This is a genomic window from Flaviflexus sp. (assembly GCF_052087705.1).
Classification (GTDB): domain Bacteria; phylum Actinomycetota; class Actinomycetes; order Actinomycetales; family Actinomycetaceae; genus Flaviflexus; species Flaviflexus ciconiae.
Genome location: NZ_JBQCYC010000002.1, coordinates 220,782 through 235,666 on the forward strand (window position 1 = coordinate 220,782; position 14,885 = coordinate 235,666).

The 14,885-nt window shown below is 58.3% G+C and carries 16 protein-coding genes and 1 pseudogene; 15 read left to right on the top strand and 2 right to left on the bottom strand.

Annotated elements, in window-relative coordinates; genetic code table 11:
* Positions 1–5: 5 nt before the first annotated feature.
* The 8 genes from tsaE to tsaD all read left to right on the top strand — a co-directional run bounded on the left by tsaE (position 6) and on the right by tsaD (position 7,392).
* Entirely contained in the window at positions 6–494 is a 489-nt protein-coding gene (gene tsaE / locus ACTHUY_RS02325) for a tRNA (adenosine(37)-N6)-threonylcarbamoyltransferase complex ATPase subunit type 1 TsaE (protein ID WP_441677510.1), read from the top strand.
* Positions 494–1,261, top strand: coding sequence for a hypothetical protein (locus ACTHUY_RS02330; protein ID WP_441655647.1), 768 nt, complete (start codon positions 494–496; stop codon positions 1,259–1,261). Before tsaE ends, ACTHUY_RS02330 begins: the two co-directional genes overlap by 1 nt.
* Positions 1,242–1,952, top strand: coding sequence for a tRNA (adenosine(37)-N6)-threonylcarbamoyltransferase complex dimerization subunit type 1 TsaB (gene tsaB / locus ACTHUY_RS02335; protein WP_441676027.1), 711 nt, complete (start codon positions 1,242–1,244; stop codon positions 1,950–1,952). The genes ACTHUY_RS02330 and tsaB overlap by 20 nt, the downstream gene beginning before the upstream one ends.
* The gene (locus ACTHUY_RS02340; RefSeq protein WP_441676026.1) at positions 1,949–2,617 is read left to right on the top strand and encodes a GNAT family N-acetyltransferase; all 669 of its coding nucleotides are present in this window, start codon (positions 1,949–1,951) and stop codon (positions 2,615–2,617) included. The genes tsaB and ACTHUY_RS02340 overlap by 4 nt, the downstream gene beginning before the upstream one ends.
* Before the next feature lie 185 nt (positions 2,618–2,802).
* Positions 2,803–3,525: a succinate dehydrogenase cytochrome b subunit gene (locus tag ACTHUY_RS02345; RefSeq protein WP_441655650.1), complete on the top strand. Its 723-nt coding sequence runs from the start codon at positions 2,803–2,805 to the stop codon at positions 3,523–3,525.
* A gap of 14 nt (positions 3,526–3,539) precedes the next feature.
* Positions 3,540–5,504, top strand: a complete 1,965-nt coding sequence (locus tag ACTHUY_RS02350) for a fumarate reductase/succinate dehydrogenase flavoprotein subunit (protein WP_441655651.1) — start codon at positions 3,540–3,542, stop codon at positions 5,502–5,504.
* Positions 5,501–6,235: a succinate dehydrogenase/fumarate reductase iron-sulfur subunit gene (locus ACTHUY_RS02355; RefSeq protein WP_164719667.1), complete on the top strand. Its 735-nt coding sequence runs from the start codon at positions 5,501–5,503 to the stop codon at positions 6,233–6,235. The genes ACTHUY_RS02350 and ACTHUY_RS02355 overlap by 4 nt, the downstream gene beginning before the upstream one ends.
* A 113-nt stretch (positions 6,236–6,348) precedes the next feature.
* A complete protein-coding gene (gene tsaD / locus ACTHUY_RS02360; RefSeq protein WP_441655652.1) occupies positions 6,349–7,392 on the top strand; it encodes a tRNA (adenosine(37)-N6)-threonylcarbamoyltransferase complex transferase subunit TsaD in 1,044 nt (347 codons plus the stop codon).
* A gap of 229 nt (positions 7,393–7,621) precedes the next feature.
* On the opposite strand, the gene ACTHUY_RS02365 is transcribed toward tsaD, so the two are convergent.
* Entirely contained in the window at positions 7,622–8,776 is a 1,155-nt protein-coding gene (locus ACTHUY_RS02365) for a THUMP-like domain-containing protein (RefSeq protein ID WP_441677512.1), read from the bottom strand.
* Positions 8,777–8,862: 86 nt separating this feature from the next.
* Between ACTHUY_RS02365 and ACTHUY_RS02370 the strand changes: the two genes are divergently transcribed.
* The 7 genes and pseudogenes from ACTHUY_RS02370 to ACTHUY_RS02400 all read left to right on the top strand — a co-directional run bounded on the left by ACTHUY_RS02370 (position 8,863) and on the right by ACTHUY_RS02400 (position 14,412).
* Positions 8,863–9,405 carry a DinB family protein gene (locus ACTHUY_RS02370; protein ID WP_441655654.1) on the top strand — a complete coding sequence of 181 codons (543 nt, stop codon included), beginning with the start codon at positions 8,863–8,865 and terminating at the stop codon, positions 9,403–9,405.
* Positions 9,406–9,750: 345 nt separating this feature from the next.
* Positions 9,751–10,047: a co-chaperone GroES gene (groES, locus tag ACTHUY_RS02375; protein ID WP_126702938.1), complete on the top strand. Its 297-nt coding sequence runs from the start codon at positions 9,751–9,753 to the stop codon at positions 10,045–10,047.
* A gap of 1,675 nt (positions 10,048–11,722) precedes the next feature.
* On the top strand, positions 11,723–12,490 hold the full coding sequence (locus tag ACTHUY_RS02380) for a peptidoglycan-binding domain-containing protein (RefSeq protein ID WP_441655655.1): 768 nt from the start codon (positions 11,723–11,725) through the stop codon (positions 12,488–12,490).
* On the top strand, positions 12,462–12,686 hold the full coding sequence (locus tag ACTHUY_RS02385; protein WP_441677514.1) for a hypothetical protein: 225 nt from the start codon (positions 12,462–12,464) through the stop codon (positions 12,684–12,686). The genes ACTHUY_RS02380 and ACTHUY_RS02385 overlap by 29 nt, the downstream gene beginning before the upstream one ends.
* Positions 12,686–13,230: pseudogene (locus ACTHUY_RS02390) on the top strand (ABC transporter ATP-binding protein). The gene ACTHUY_RS02385 and the pseudogene ACTHUY_RS02390 overlap by 1 nt, the downstream one beginning before the upstream one ends.
* An 85-nt stretch (positions 13,231–13,315) precedes the next feature.
* Positions 13,316–13,858: a hypothetical protein gene (locus ACTHUY_RS02395; protein ID WP_441655657.1), complete on the top strand. Its 543-nt coding sequence runs from the start codon at positions 13,316–13,318 to the stop codon at positions 13,856–13,858.
* An 80-nt stretch (positions 13,859–13,938) separates the two neighbouring features.
* The gene (locus ACTHUY_RS02400) at positions 13,939–14,412 is read left to right on the top strand and encodes an ABC transporter permease (protein WP_441655658.1); all 474 of its coding nucleotides are present in this window, start codon (positions 13,939–13,941) and stop codon (positions 14,410–14,412) included.
* Positions 14,413–14,556: 144 nt separating this feature from the next.
* Here the strand turns inward: ACTHUY_RS02400 and ACTHUY_RS02405 are convergent, their stop codons facing one another.
* The gene (locus ACTHUY_RS02405; protein WP_126702941.1) at positions 14,557–14,850 is read right to left on the bottom strand and encodes a WhiB family transcriptional regulator; all 294 of its coding nucleotides are present in this window, start codon (positions 14,848–14,850) and stop codon (positions 14,557–14,559) included.
* Positions 14,851–14,885 lie beyond the last annotated feature (35 nt).

Consider the following 14,885-nt stretch of genomic DNA (forward strand, 5'->3'; position numbering starts at 1 on the left):
GAACCATGGAGCTGATCGCGCGTAGCGCAGATGACATGAGGGCCATTGGCGCAAAAATCGCCACCCATGTCGGGGCGGGGGACCTCATCATGCTGTCCGGCCCCCTCGGTGCAGGCAAAACCACCTTCGTGCAGGGACTCGCCGAGGGCCTCGGTGTCCGCGGCCGCGTCACCTCACCCACCTTTGTCATCTCCCACGTCCACCGCGGCGAACCAGACTTGGTTCACGTCGATGCCTACCGGCTCGAATCCCTTGACGACGTTGATGCCCTTGACCTCGACACGTCCCTCGAAGAGTCCGTGACTGTTGTGGAATGGGGACGGGGCAAAACCGACGGCCTGTCCGAGGACCGGCTTGAGATTGAGATTCACCGGGAAACCGGCGCGGCAGCGGATGAAGACCCCGAGGATCTTTTCGTTGACTCTCCCCGTACCCTTGTCCTCTCGGCAACAGGAGAGCATTCGCAAGCTATTCTCGAGGCATTGGAGCAATAGTGCGTTCCGTCCTCGCCCTGCTTGTTCTCCTGGGACTGGTTCTCCTACCGGGAGTGGCACGTGCCGCCACGGAAGAACGGTCTCCAGAGGAGTCCGCAGAGGAGTGGTTCGAGAACGAGGCGACCGAAACCCTCAGATCCTATGCCGGGACCGTATTCCCGGACCTTACACAGGAGGAACTGGAAGAACTCGTTATCGAAGAGCCCGTTCCCGCGGTAGAAATTTCAGAAGACTCGAGCGATCCTCGGGGAAGTCAGGCCGAACCCACGCACTTTGCCGCACCGGTCACCTCGGAAGCCCTCCCGGTCGGCGTTGTCCTTTACGACATAACAGAGGATGGTGGAGAAGGAGCCGTCCACGCAGACGCCTACTTCGCCACCCGTCTACTTACTCGCGAACGCGCCGACCTCCTCATCGTCGAACCCCAGTTCAGTACATACTTCATGATCCGTGGCGACACGATCATTCCGGTCAGTGCCGAAGCCCTCGACCATCTCGCGGGTTCCACCAGCGTTGAATCGTTCCTCGAGCTACGCAAGTCGCTCATGACGGACGATGCGAACGGTCGGGATGAAGCCGTCTCAACAAACAACCGCCCAGCAATTATTGCCGGGATCATTCTTGCCGTGTTCCTCGCGAGCACACTTACCATCACCTGGCTCCGCAGGTCCCCGAACGCCCCCGAGCCGCTCGAGAAGCTAGCCAGCCACAAGCGACCCATCCGCATCTACCGCCCAGGAGGTAACCGTGTCAACGCTGACGATTGATACGTCCACCGTGTCCGTCATTGCCCTCGTGGGCGAGAAAACAATCGTCAGGAGGAGCCCGGACAGCCGCCACCACGCCGAAACCCTCGCCCCGCTCGTCGATGAGATCGTCACCGAAGCAGGGGAAACCCCCGACCTTATCGTGGCCGGAACCGGCCCCGCCGCCTTCACCGGCCTACGAGCAGGCCTGGTAACGGCCCGCGTTCTCGCGCGCTCCTGGAACATCCCGATCGTCGGCATTGGTTCCCTCGAGATCATTGGCCGCGCCGCCCTCGATCACGCCCCGGGCGTTGGCAGAGACGTGCACGGTGATGCTGATACGCCACAGACTGACAACGCAACCGATGCTCTACACGATCCTGCCCCCGTGATTGCGGTGGGGGACGCGCGGCGCAAGGAAGTGTACGCGGCAGAGATCGCTCCGATGGGAAATGACGACGTGACTGTGACATGGGGGCCGGAGGTTCTCTCCCCGCAGGCGCTCGCGGACAAGTACCCCGGTGCCCGCTTCGTTGGACCGGGTGCCGAGCTGTACTCCGACATACTTCCCGGAGGTCTCGACCAGGTTATTGAACCCGTCGTCATGGAGAGGCTCGCGAAGGCCCGCCTAGCTCGAGTGGATGCTGGCGAGGAACTGGACCTCGGAACAGAACCCAAGTACCTTCGCCGTCCCGATATTCACGGCGCATGAGGATTCTCGGCCGCGCGGATGCCGCGGCTTTCGCGGCACTCGATGCCGACATTTTTGGTGTTGAGGCATGGCCGCCGGGAATCATCGAGGAGCAACTCGTCTACGACCGGATCGTTGCGGTTGGAATTGACGAGCGCGACCTGCTCGACAGTCACGTCCAACAGGACGGCCGGCAGACAGTGGATGACGGCAGGCACGGCCATCATGACCGCAGGCGCGACCAGGTTGATGGTGGTGACGACCAGGTTGGTCGTCACGAAAATCAGGTCGATGGTAGGCACGGCAAGCTAGACCGCATGGATAATGCTGATCGGGGCGCGTCCCGAAATGGTCAAGGAACCGGCAGGGCTGGAGACACGCCCCCGGGCAGGGGCCGGTTGGCCGCTGCCGGCATGCTCGGACTCGGGATCGAGGCTGAGCTGCTGACGATCTCTGTGCGGCCCGAACACCGCCGGAAAGGCCTGGCGTCACAGATCATTACCGAGCTCCTCCGGCTTGCCGATGGGGCGGAGGCCTGCTTCCTGGAGGTGCGAGCATCGGACAATGGTGCACGGTCACTGTACAACGGGCTGGGCTTCTACGAGGTTGGGCGCAGGCGCGGATACTACCGGGACGAGGACGCGGTCGTTATGCGAAAGGATTTTGGCAAGCCCGACATCTCGTAAAAGCTTGGTCACGTTAGGGAAACCTAAGTCTGACTTAAACATGTCACAAAAGTTCCATTTTGGTTACGCTTGTCGCGATTTGGCGCTCTTGGAGTGTTAGGTCGGAGTGCTTGCCTGTCTCGCCTTATGTCGAAATGGGCCTAATGTCGCGATCTTCGCGGGTGACCGGGGCTACGATGTGATGTATGGCAACCTCAACTCAGACAGTGCCAAAGAAGATAGGAAAGCTGTCGACGTCTGTGGGTCTCAAGATCCAGATGGCGGTCACTGGCCTCTTCTTTGTGATATTTGTTCTTTTCCACATGTACGGCAACTTGAAAATGTTCAATGGGCCGGAAGCGTACAACGGATATGCGCAGTTCCTGCGCGACGTTGGATATCCGATTGTTCCTCACGAGGGCGTGCTGTGGATCCTGCGCGTTCTCCTCCTCGTCTCGGTGATTCTTCACGCGCACGCGGCGATTGTGCTGTGGAGGCGTGGCAAGATTGCCCGAGGACCGAACGCATACAAGGTGAAGCGCGGTAAGAAGACCGTCCAAACCTACTCATCGAGGACGATGCGTTGGGGCGGAATCATCCTTCTGCTCTTCATCGTGTGGCACATCCTCCAGTTCACCACCCTGTCGATCTCCGTCGGTGCTGACGACTACTCGGCAATGACGCCATACGATCGTATGATCGCGGGATTCCAGCCCGACGTGTGGTGGGGCTACGCAATCTACCTCGTTGCCATTGCCGCCCTGGCTATGCATATCCGCCACGGCGCATGGTCTGCCCTTCAGACGCTCGGCTGGTCCAACCGGTACCGCGAGCCGGTATTAAACGGCATCGCGATCCTTATTGCAGCCGTGATCTTCATTGGCTTCATGGCACCTCCGACGGCCATTCTGTTCGGCCTTATCTCGTGATTGGAAACAGTGACATGACGGAACTTATTGACGGCCTCTACCGCGAGGGCGAACCGATCGCGGACACCAAGGCGCCTGCTGGCCCGCTCGAAGAAAAGTGGGAGAAGCGCAAGTTTGATGCGAAGCTCGTCAACCCGACGAACCGCCGCAAGATGCACGTGATCATGGTGGGCACCGGCCTTGCCGGAGCCTCCGCCGCAGCCTCTCTTGGCGAGATGGGCTACAAGGTCAGCGCCTTCTTCTATCAGGACTCGGCACGTCGTGCACACTCCATTGCTGCCCAGGGCGGCATCAACGCTGCGAAGAACTACCGCAACGACAACGACTCGAGCTTCCGCCTGTTCTACGACACGGTCAAGGGCGGCGACTACCGTGCACGCGAATCGAACGTGTACCGTCTCGCAGAAGTCTCCGAAGCCATCATCGACCAGTGCGTGGCCCAGGGTGTTCCCTTTGCTCGCGAATATGGTGGCCTGCTCGACAACCGTTCATTCGGTGGCGTCCAGGTGTCCCGTACGTTCTACGCACGTGGCCAGACCGGCCAGCAGCTCCTCATTGGCGCCTACCAGGCTCTCGAACGCCAGGTAGCGGCAGGCACGGTCACGAACTATGCTCGCCACGAAATGGTGGAGCTCATCGTCGTTGACGGCAAGGCTCGCGGCATCGTTGCTCGCGACATGGTGACCGGTGAACTCCAGACCCACCTCGCTGACGCCGTTGTTCTCGGCACGGGTGGCTACGGCAACGTGTTCTTCCTGTCGACCAACGCCATGGGATGTAACGGCACGGCAATCTGGCGTGCACACCGCAAGGGCGCATACTTTGCGAACCCCTGCTACACGCAGATTCATCCCACCTGTATCCCGCAGGCCGGTGCCCACCAGTCGAAGCTGACTCTCATGTCCGAGTCGCTACGTAACGACGGACGTATTTGGGTTCCGAAGAAGGCAGAAGACTGCGACAAGGATCCCCGTCAGATCCCCGAAGAGGATCGCGACTACTACCTGGAACGCATCTACCCGGCGTTCGGTAACCTCGTTCCCCGCGACATTGCTTCCCGCCAGGCGAAGAATATGTGCGATGAAGGACGGGGCGTGGGCCCGAAGGTTGATGGTGAACGCCGCGGCGTCTACCTTGACTTCAGCGATGCCATGGAACGTCTCGGTAAGGATGGTGTATCCGAGAAGTACGGCAACCTCTTCGACATGTACAAGCAGATCACCGGTGAAAACCCGTACGATGTGCCGATGCGCATCTACCCGGCCGTTCACTACACGATGGGTGGCCTCTGGGTTGACTACGACCTCCATTCCACGATTCCCGGTCTGTTCGTCACCGGTGAAGCTAACTTCTCCGATCACGGCGCGAACCGTCTTGGTGCTTCGGCTCTCATGCAGGGCCTGGCCGACGGCTACTTCGTCCTACCGAACACGATCAACGACTACCTTGCCGACGGTCCCTTCGAAGATGTGTCCGGCGCCCCCGAGGTGACCGAGACCCTGACCGACGTGAAGAGCCGTACCGACACGCTCATGAGCATCAACGGTGAGCGGTCCGTCGACTCCTTCCACAAGGAACTTGGCAACATCATGTGGGAGAAGTGCGGCATGGAAAGGACCGAGGAAGGCCTGAAGGAAGCGATCGGTGAGATCCGTGCGCTCCGTGAGGAATTCTGGAAGAACGTGAACGTCCCCGGCAGTGCAGCAGACCTCAACCAGTCACTCGAGAAGGCCGGCCGCGTTGCCGACTTCCTCGAGCTGGGTGAGCTCATGTGCATCGATGCCCTCCACCGTAGGGAATCCTGTGGTGGACACTTCCGTGCGGAATCGCGCACCGAGGAAGGCGAAGCTCTTCGTCACGACGACGAGTTCGCCTATGTTGGAGCGTGGGAATGGGGCGGCGACAACCAGGCGCCGATCCTCCACAAGGAAGACCTCGTATACGAATTCGTCGAGATGAAGCAGCGGAGCTACAAGTGAGAATTACAGTCGAATACTGGCGCCAGAACGGCCCCACCGATCCTGGCCATTTTGAATCCCGTCAGGTTGAGACCGACGAGCATTCCTCATTCTTGGAGATGCTGGACGTCCTCAACGAGGACCTGTTCGCAGAGGGCAAGGAACCCGTTGCGTTCGACTCCGACTGTCGCGAAGGCATCTGCGGCCAATGTGGCCTCGTCATCAACGGCGACCCGCACGGCCCCGAGAAGACCACGACCTGCCAGCTGCACATGCGTAGCTTCAAGGACGGCGACACGATCACGATCGAACCCTGGCGTTCGACCGGATTCCCAGTCCTCAAGGACCTTGTCGTCGACCGGTCGGCCTTCGACCGCATCATCCAGGCTGGCGGATACATTTCCGTCAACACGGGTGCCGCCCCGGATGCTCACGCACAGCCCGTCCCGAAGGTCGATGCCGACCTCGCATTCGAGGCCGCCGCCTGCATCGGCTGTGGCGCCTGCGTAGCGGCCTGCCCGAACGGCTCCGGCATGCTCTTCACATCCGCGAAGGTTGTTCACCTTGGACTCCTCCCGCAGGGCCAGCCCGAGCGCGCCACCCGCGCACTCAACATGGTTCGTCAGCATGACGATGAGGGCTTCGGCGGATGCACGAACATTGGTGAATGCCAGTCGGCCTGCCCGAAGGACATCCCGATCGAGTTCATTTCGATGCTCAACAAGGACCTCCGTCTCGGAGCCTCCAAGTAACCTCATCGACAATTAACTCCCTCACGGACAGTGACGGACCGGACTGTTAGATCAGCCAAGGAAAGCGGCGGCCCCCTAGGTCGCCGCTTTCCTTTGCACTAGAATGATTCATCGTGGCTGAACCCCTGATTCTTGGTATTGAGACCTCCTGCGACGAAACCGGCATCGCCCTCGTGAGAGGGTACGACCTGCTTGCTGACGTGACGGCGTCGTCGATGGACGAGCATGCTCGCTACGGTGGCATCATCCCCGAGATTGCTTCCCGCGCACACCTTGAGTCCTTCGTGCCTACCCTCGACGCAACCCTTGAGAAGGCCGATGTGGACCTGTCCGAGGTTGATGCCATCGCGGTGACCGCAGGTCCGGGCCTCGTTGGCTCACTCACCGTCGGTGTGTCTGCCGCCAAGGCACTCGCCTTGGCGTTAAATAAGCCGCTGTACGGCGTCAACCACATCATCGGCCACATTGCTGTCGATGAGCTCGTGAACGGCCCGATCCCCGAGAACTCCGTTGGCCTCGTCGTCTCCGGTGGACACTCCTCACTCCTCAAGATCGGGAACATCGCAACCGAAGTTGAAGAGCTTGGTGCCACGCTTGATGATGCCGCGGGGGAGGCCTTCGACAAGGTTGGCCGCCTCCTCGGCCTGCCCTACCCGGGTGGCCCCCACATCGACCGTCTCTCCAAAGAGGGTGATCGGACCGCGATCCGCTTCCCGCGTGGCCTTGTTGGCGGCCGCCACAAGGAAAAGCACCAGTACGACTTCTCTTTCTCCGGACTCAAAACCGCAGTGGCCCGCTACATCGAAGGTCTCGAAGAAGCCGGTACGGAACTGCCTGTCACCGATATTGCGGCAGGCTTCTCCGAATCCGTAGCTGACGTTCTTTCCTCAAAGGCAATTGCTGCCTGCGAGACCCAGGGAACTGACACCCTCATTATCGGCGGCGGCTTCTCAGCTAATTCCCGCTTGCGTGAGCTCATCACCGAGCGCGCACAGAAAGCGGGAGTAACGGTGAGGATCCCCCCGATCCGCTACTGCACTGACAACGGTGCCATGATCGCAGCTCTCGGATCCGCCCTCGTCCGTGCCGGTGTCTCACCCTCGGGACTCGGCATCACGGTGGATACGGGGATGCCCATGGACGTCATTAGGGCCTGAAACTGTCAGCGCCGCACTGAGCGTTATTCGGCTTGACCGCAAATCAGAGAGAATCTCGGTGCACCCACCTCAGGGGATTTGATTAAGCGGCCTATGGTGATTTGCTGAACGGGCCCAACGCGAGCTGAATGGGCCCAAGGCGATGGGAAAATGACTAGGTGTTGATGGTACTGCTGGTGCTCCTTGCTTGAGCCATCTGTTCATTGCGGATGCCTTTAGAGATCTTTGCCTAGGGTTGGATTCTGCTGACCAGTAGGGCATTTCTTGAACGAAGGAGCGGTGTCAGTATCAGCGTTGCCGACTCTGTGCCCTTGAGTTTCAACCGCTTCCGCAGTGTCTCTGGAGAGATCTCGAGACCCCGCTTTTTGATCTCAACCGTGCCGATATGTCGGTTGGAGAGCTCCCGTGCCAGCTTCTTCTCCTGAAGGGGAAGGACGTCGATGACCTCGAATGCGGTGAGGAACGGGGAATCGATCCGAGAATTCCCGGTTAGATAGGCGATACCCGGGGCAACGGGAGCAAGGTTGAATTCTGTGCAGAACTGAGCGATACCACCGGCCCTGATAACGGCGGGGTCGGGCTCGTAAATGTACGTGCCGAGCTCCTGCGGTTCCACCATTTCAGCTGGGGTAGTTGGATCGCCTTCGATTATTAGCTCGGCTTCCCCGAGGAGCACGGCACGCCGGCTGGGCTGACCAAGTCCGAGCCAGATGATGGCCTCGATTAGGTCTCCGCCCGATGACAGCCATTCGACCGTCGCGTCATTCGGTAACTGACCGTAGTCAATCCCCGGGGCTACTTTGATGCCGGCGATACGGGTGCGGCGTGCAGCCTCAAGAACTCTCGATAGTGGCGGCCCCCATTCCTCCGGATTGTTGATACGACCCTTAGGGCCCCGCCGTGCCGGATCCGCCCAGAGAGCATCCTCCGTAACATCGAGAAGACCATCGGCTAGCTCCACTGAAGCGGTTGGGAAAGCTACAAGGTTATATCGTGCAATTTGGGCTCGGTCTTCCTCGAGTTCGCGAGCATTAACGGTGAGTCCCGCCTGCGCGAAAGCGAGGGTGTCTGCCCCAATCCCACATCCGACTTCGCGGATCGATTGCACGCCCGCACTAAGGAATTGTTCTGCATGATACTTGGCAGCATCCGGCCTGCTGGCCTGCTCCAAGCCGTCGGAGGTGAACAGCATCGTGTGAGCGCGTTCGCCGAACTTTGATTCGGCCTTCTGACGCAGTCTCGCCTGTGTTAAAGCTTCAGAGACTACGTCTGGTTCAAAGCCATCGCCTCGGAGCTTCGTGCTGAGTGCAAAAACATCATCCTCCCGGTACTGCGGATGGGATTCCAGGAGAGACAGGACGCGACGATCTGTTGGGGAGGGCACGGCACCATCCTGCCAGAACGACGCGATCAAGATTGACCGTGATTAAGTCTGGTCACGGGCAGTACCACCTGCGTATTGTGTCGACCATGGTAAAGCGAGTTGACGACCAGGGCCGTATCGAACCGCCCGTGGGAGCAGGGGAGTGGGAAACGCTGTCGAGCTTCCTTGACTATTTTCGAGACACTCTCGAATGGAAAACCGATGGGCTGACAGATGATCAGCTGCGGCAGAACCTCGAGCCAAGTAGCATGACGCTCGGCGGAATGCTCAAACACATGGCGCTCGTGGAGAAAGAATGGTTCGGACAGTTCCTCTCCGGTGAACCCTACGGTGAGCCGTGGGAGAGCGCTGACTGGGGTGCTGACCCCGACTGGGACTGGAACAGCGCTACCCAAGACTCTGGAGGCGACCTGCGACGTTTGTGGAAAGAGTCTGTCGTTCAATCTCAGAGGCTTGCGCTCGCAGCCTACGAGAACGGCGGGCTTGACGGTGAAGCTACCAAGCAGCCCATGGAGGGCGAGGTGTTGAGGCTCCGATGGATCATGGTGCACATGATCGAGGAATACGCGAGGCATTGCGGACATGCGGATCTGATCCGGGAATCCATCGACGGTCAAACCGGAGATTAAAAAAGGCAGTACGGGTTTCGTTTAGCTGATGCTCGAAACGTGAGGGTATTCGGGAACGTCATAGCGAATAGGTAAGGCCGGGCGTGAAGAAAAAGGGTGTTGCCCGAACCCTCTAAACGGCAAGTGTCGGAGGAACTAAATTTGGCTGGACAGAATCGGTGATTCCGGTGAGTTGGTGCAGGTTGTCTCGCTTATCGCGAACAGTTAGCACTCGAGTTGACCGAGTGCCAATTTCTCTTTAATCTAAATACCAGACGTGGTTCGCCACGCAGGCGTTTAGTCCGACCCCCGCGACGGCGGACGAGGCGTCATCATCTTCCGATTTTACGAAAAGGAGGGGTCCGCGTGTCGGTCTCCATTAAGCCTCTCGAGGATCGCATCGTCATCACCCAGCTCGAAGCTGAGACGACGACTGCCTCGGGTCTCGTTATCCCTGATACAGCCACGGAAAAGCCGCAGGAAGGCAAGGTCGTAGCTGTTGGACCTGGCCGCGTTGACGACAAGGGAACCCGTATCCCCGTCGACGTTGTAGTTGGCGACACCGTCATCTACTCGAAGTACGGCGGCACCGAGGTTAAGTACGGCGGCGATGAGTACCTCATCCTCTCCGCACGCGACGTTCTCGCAGTCGTCGAGAAGTAGCACCAAACAGTCAAAGGGGGCGGTCTTCGGACCGCCCCCTTTGCGTGTGCGCACGGCATGGGCGTATGTGGGTTAAGCGTCGAAATTAGGTGCTTGTCGGAGTGAGCCTATCTATAACAGCATTCGGGTCGGCGCTATGAGTTCCGTGCTTGCGACGGACGCCCTGACACCTACGCTGTTGCCCGATTCCGGGCCGGCAGCGACAAGACTTGCGGTGGTGTGAGAATTAGAGTTGTGAATCCCGCCTATTGCATTTGACAAGCAAAGATGCGGTAAATGGTAGTATTGGATGCTTTGAGATTTAGTTGAGTTCGGGCTTTAAAGTAAGCGATAGACGTAAATTGAACAACAGATTTATTAGATTATAGTCGCTTCTATATTTGTGGATATAGATAGAGTGTTGAACGTCTAATGGATAAGAATTGTTTAACTTTTGGTTAACTCTGTAGAGAATTCTCTGGTGAGCCTTAACCTGATAGTGATGGCGCCGTCAATGGCGATGAGCCAGAGACATCTAGAAGTATCAGTCATGGAATCCCAGTCAATAGTTCCAAGTGCAGTGGTAGCTGATTTGATGGCCATCGGCCTCACGTTTGGCGCTGTTGCACCTGCTTCACCCGCTAGCGTCAACCTTCGATATAAACGTTGTACTACGGGTGGTGTGGCGACCGAAGCGCGGGCAAACTATAACGTGCTACACAGCGCATTTGCTGGTGGGCATTCCTATGAACAGCACTTCCCGTCGGGTAGCTCTGCGATGCGGTGGACCACCATGTACACGGGTGCTCCGATCATCGATACGGCGTCAGTGTCGAACGGTGACATGATTTCGAGCGCAAGAATCTTCTGCGACTACTAACAGTATGGACAGCGGGCGTGGGTAGAGAATTATTGCCGTGCCCGCTGTCCGACTCCCCTTTGAGGGATGAATGGTTGACTGGTTGCTGCGTCAGGACGATTTTTTTCTAGCAATATGCCTCACTGCGGGGCTTTTCCTCGCAAGTTGCTCTTCAGACGCGGACGATGTCGCTGTTCATGAGGCACCTGAGGCGAGTGACGCTGAGTCCTCGGACCAGGACGAGTGGGAGCCCGCAACCTCCGTGCCGGAGCCCCCGGAGCAAGGTAATGATGCGGCTGATGAACTGTTCGATATTGTGACTTGCTTGCATGATCGGGGATGGTAAGTATCGGTCAGTTACTACGACGACTCATATGGAATTAGGCTTTCATCATTTGATCAGCAGCAACCGTATTGAGAAGGCGAAGCGGCGTGTGAGGCGGAGTTCGGTTCAGCTCCTGAAGTGCTGTCAGAAATGACTGATGAGGATATTCAGGTGGAGTATGACTTTCATGTGGAGACCTATCACTGTTTGGTTGAGGCGGGGGAGTCTCCTGCTGAGCCGACTAGTTTTCAGAAGTACTTGGAGGATTGGCGTGCCCAGATTCCTACGTGGGAGCCGTGTGCGGAACTTGATGACAGTAGGGCGAATTACGAAGAACTACTTGTTGAGTGCCCGCCAGTTCCGTAGTGGGAGGTGTTTTCTAACTTTTCGGAAAGTAACTAGGTGAAGTTCTATGGTAAAAAGCGGGGCCGTGCGGCAGGACGTATCGCACTCTTCGTCGTTGTGGCACTCTTTGGTGTGGTGTTGCCGGGTAGGCGTTACATACCCTACTGGTGCCACCTACGCCAGAGATTGACGTTGAAGAGGAAACCTTCGCAACTGTCCAGGAGGACGATGTTGGTTTCGTCCTCCGCTATAACGTCGGAGCGGAATGTGAACGGGAAGCTCTGACTCCGAGCCCCGCGCAGGGAACGATTACGGAAATTCTTATTGACTCGGCAGAGCCACGACACGTCGGTGACGTTGTGTATCGCGTTGACGAACTCCCCGTTGTTCTCGCGCAGGGAGCGGTCCCTGCCTATCAAACAATGGAAATGAACGCTGAAGGCGATGACGTTCGCCAGCTCCAGGAGTTCTTGACTGGTGAATGGCATTATGTGGGGGCTGTTGACGGGAAAATGGGGCGGCAAACCGTATCGACAGTTAAAGCATGGCAGAAGGAACTTGGTGTGCCGCAGTCAGGTGCTGTGGGGCCCGGTGACATCGTGTTCGTTCCCCACGCCCCGCTGAGCCTAGAGTTCACGAGTGAAGTCAGAGTGGGCGACCGTCTCCAAGGTGGAGAGCAGTTACTTTACCTGCTGTCTGATGCCCCGGAGTTCATTATGCAGCTCTCCCCAAACCACTCCGTTGACCTGCCGACCGGGTCTCGTGTTGAGATGACTTGGAACGGTGCTGACCGGACAGCATATTTAGGTGAGCAACACTTTAACGAGACAGGTGATTTGGCGACGATCTCCCTCGCTGGTGAGGGGAGACGCTCTGGTGTGCGCGGACTGGTGCCACGAACTCCCGGTGTCGAGCCGTACTCTGATCGAGGCTGAGGTCATTATCGTAGAACCCGCTATTGGGTCACGTATTCCCGTGTCTGCAATTGGAACCGACGAAAACGGTCAGAACTATGTGCTGACCTCCGATGATTCCCGAGTCGATATTGACATTGTGACGGCAAGCCGGGGGATGGTGATCGTTGACGGTGTTGATGTCGGAACCGAAGTTGTCAGCCCTGTAGGCCAGTAATGTCACTTACTGCCCCTCATTTCTCCTTTGGTTACAAGCCGAAGCAGACCGTTTTGGATGATTTCTCTGCGGAATTCCAGGCTGGTGTCACCACCGCTATCACCGGAAAGTCGGGTAGCGGTAAGTCAACGCTCCTCTACCTGCTAGGTCTCATGGTTCGCCCCAGGAGCGGACACATCCTTATAGATGGGGAGTGGGTCGACAAGCTCTCTGATAGGAACAGGTTCCTGCGAAGGGCACACGAATTTGGGTTCGTTTTCCAAGATGCTGCCCTTGATCCGACGCGCACGGTGATCGACAACGTTGTTGAAACAGGTCTCTACCGCGGTGGGGACATGGCGGGGCGCGCCAACGGGCTGAAGAGATGCTTGTCGAATTTGGGGTCGAGAACCGAGGCGGCCACAAGCCGGGGGAGATCTCCGGCGGACAGGCACAGCGCATTGCCCTATGCCGTGCACTCTTGGGGAACCCGCGATTCCTGCTCGCCGATGAACCAACCGGCAACCTGGACTCGAGTCAGAACAGGTGGCGTTCGATGCGTTGAAGAACCACGCGGCGAACAGTGCCACGGTCATTATCGTCACCCACTCGCTTCACCTGGCTGAAGCATGCGACGAGAGGGTCCGGATATGACAATGAAGGGGCCGAGAATCTGGGACCTCGTTAAAGAATCGACAACGATGGCGCTGACCCAGCGCACCGTCAGCCTTGTCGTCATGATCATCACCGCGATCATGATCATCACGGTCACGCTCACGACCGGGCGAACGGCCGGAGCCGAAAGCGACGTGCTGTCGACAATCGATAAGGATCAGACCCGGACGTTCATGATCACAACCCCGGCAAGCGCCAATGTCCATCCCGACGTTATTGACCGCATTGATCAGTTGACGGGTATCGAATGGGCAGCCGCCTTTGGACCGGTCGTTGATGTTCAGCCGTTTGACGGTGGACCACCGTATGGGTTGCGGCCCGCCTGGGGTGACATCATGACGGGTTTCAACGAACCAGACTTCGCTTCCAACGCCACGTCGACATGGATATCTGCCAGAGCCATAGAGGCCCTGCGATTGGATGGGCCGGCCGGTGGGCTAACAGCAGGAGGAGTTGCTGACTGCGCCATTATTGGCACCCTCGCAGTGCCGGCGGCAGTCAGCTCCTACGAGCCCTGATCGTTGCCGCCCCAGCGCAGTCCGATGAACTCGTTACCTCAATCGTTATCGCTGCTGACCAGCGGAACATGGTAAATCAAGTGTCGGAAAATGCTCTCTCGGTCCGCGATGCTGATGACACTTCGGAGATCACGGTCAGCACGAGCGAGTCTCTCGCCCAACTCAGGTTGATCCTCGAAGGAACATTTGGAGAGTACCGTCGCCCGATGATTCTCATTGTTTTGGCCGTGACAGTCCTTATTACCGCGACGATCCTGTCCCGTCTTATCGTGCTACGCCGTAAGGACTACGGGCGCCGACGCGCCCTCGGCGCGACGAGAGGGGCGATCATCTACCTTATCCTGTCCCAGCTCACCCAGCTGGCGGTAGTTGGCGTGGCCATTGGTCTACTTGCCTCAATGGGAATCATGAGAGCAAGCGAGACACCGATGCCCGACGGCAACTTCCTGGTTGCGCTTTCTATACTTGCCATCATCACCGTCGAGATCGCAGGAGTCATCCCTGCCCTCATGGCAGCTAACCGTGATTCCCTCGAGGAACTCCGGGTCCCATAGGGAAACAGCAGGCGTTGCCTGTGAGACCACGTTAGCTGTTGTATACCAAGCAACCGCCGTAGCGACACCAGCCCGAAAGGTCTAGAGCGACCGTTGTAGTCACACCTGATGGACAACTGATTGGTTGCGGTGCTCGTTCCGTTGCTAGGAGACTCGCTTGACTCGCTCTGCTGCGATGATCGCGTGGCGTTCTTCTTCGCTCATGCCACCCCACACGCCGTAGGGCTCTTGGGTGTCGAGAGCGTGCTGCCTGCACATCTCCAATACCGGGCATTTCGCACAGACCTTCTTGGCGGCCTCGGCGCGGCGCCTGCGGGGGCCGCCGCGCTCACCCTCCGGGTGGAAGAAGTGATTGGGGTCCATGGATCGGCATAGCCCGTCCAACTGCCACTCCCAATTGTCTGAAAGCGGTCCGGGGAGTCGGTGGATGTCAGCCACGGAGCTTTCACCCCTTCCTAGGTGTCGCGACCGGT

Excerpts from the sequence above, each read along its gene's own strand:
- ACTHUY_RS02370 (WP_441655654.1), top strand. The coding sequence starts at position 8,863 with ATGGTAAAGCGAGTTGACGACCAGGGCCGTATCGAACCGCCCGTGGGA.
- ACTHUY_RS02340 (WP_441676026.1), top strand. The coding sequence starts at position 1,949 with ATGAGGATTCTCGGCCGCGCGGATGCCGCGGCTTTCGCGGCACTCGAT.
- tsaE (WP_441677510.1), top strand. The coding sequence starts at position 6 with ATGGAGCTGATCGCGCGTAGCGCAGATGACATGAGGGCCATTGGCGCA.
- ACTHUY_RS02345 (WP_441655650.1), top strand. The coding sequence starts at position 2,803 with ATGGCAACCTCAACTCAGACAGTGCCAAAGAAGATAGGAAAGCTGTCG.
- ACTHUY_RS02350 (WP_441655651.1), top strand. The coding sequence starts at position 3,540 with ATGACGGAACTTATTGACGGCCTCTACCGCGAGGGCGAACCGATCGCG.
- ACTHUY_RS02395 (WP_441655657.1), top strand. The coding sequence starts at position 13,316 with ATGACAATGAAGGGGCCGAGAATCTGGGACCTCGTTAAAGAATCGACA.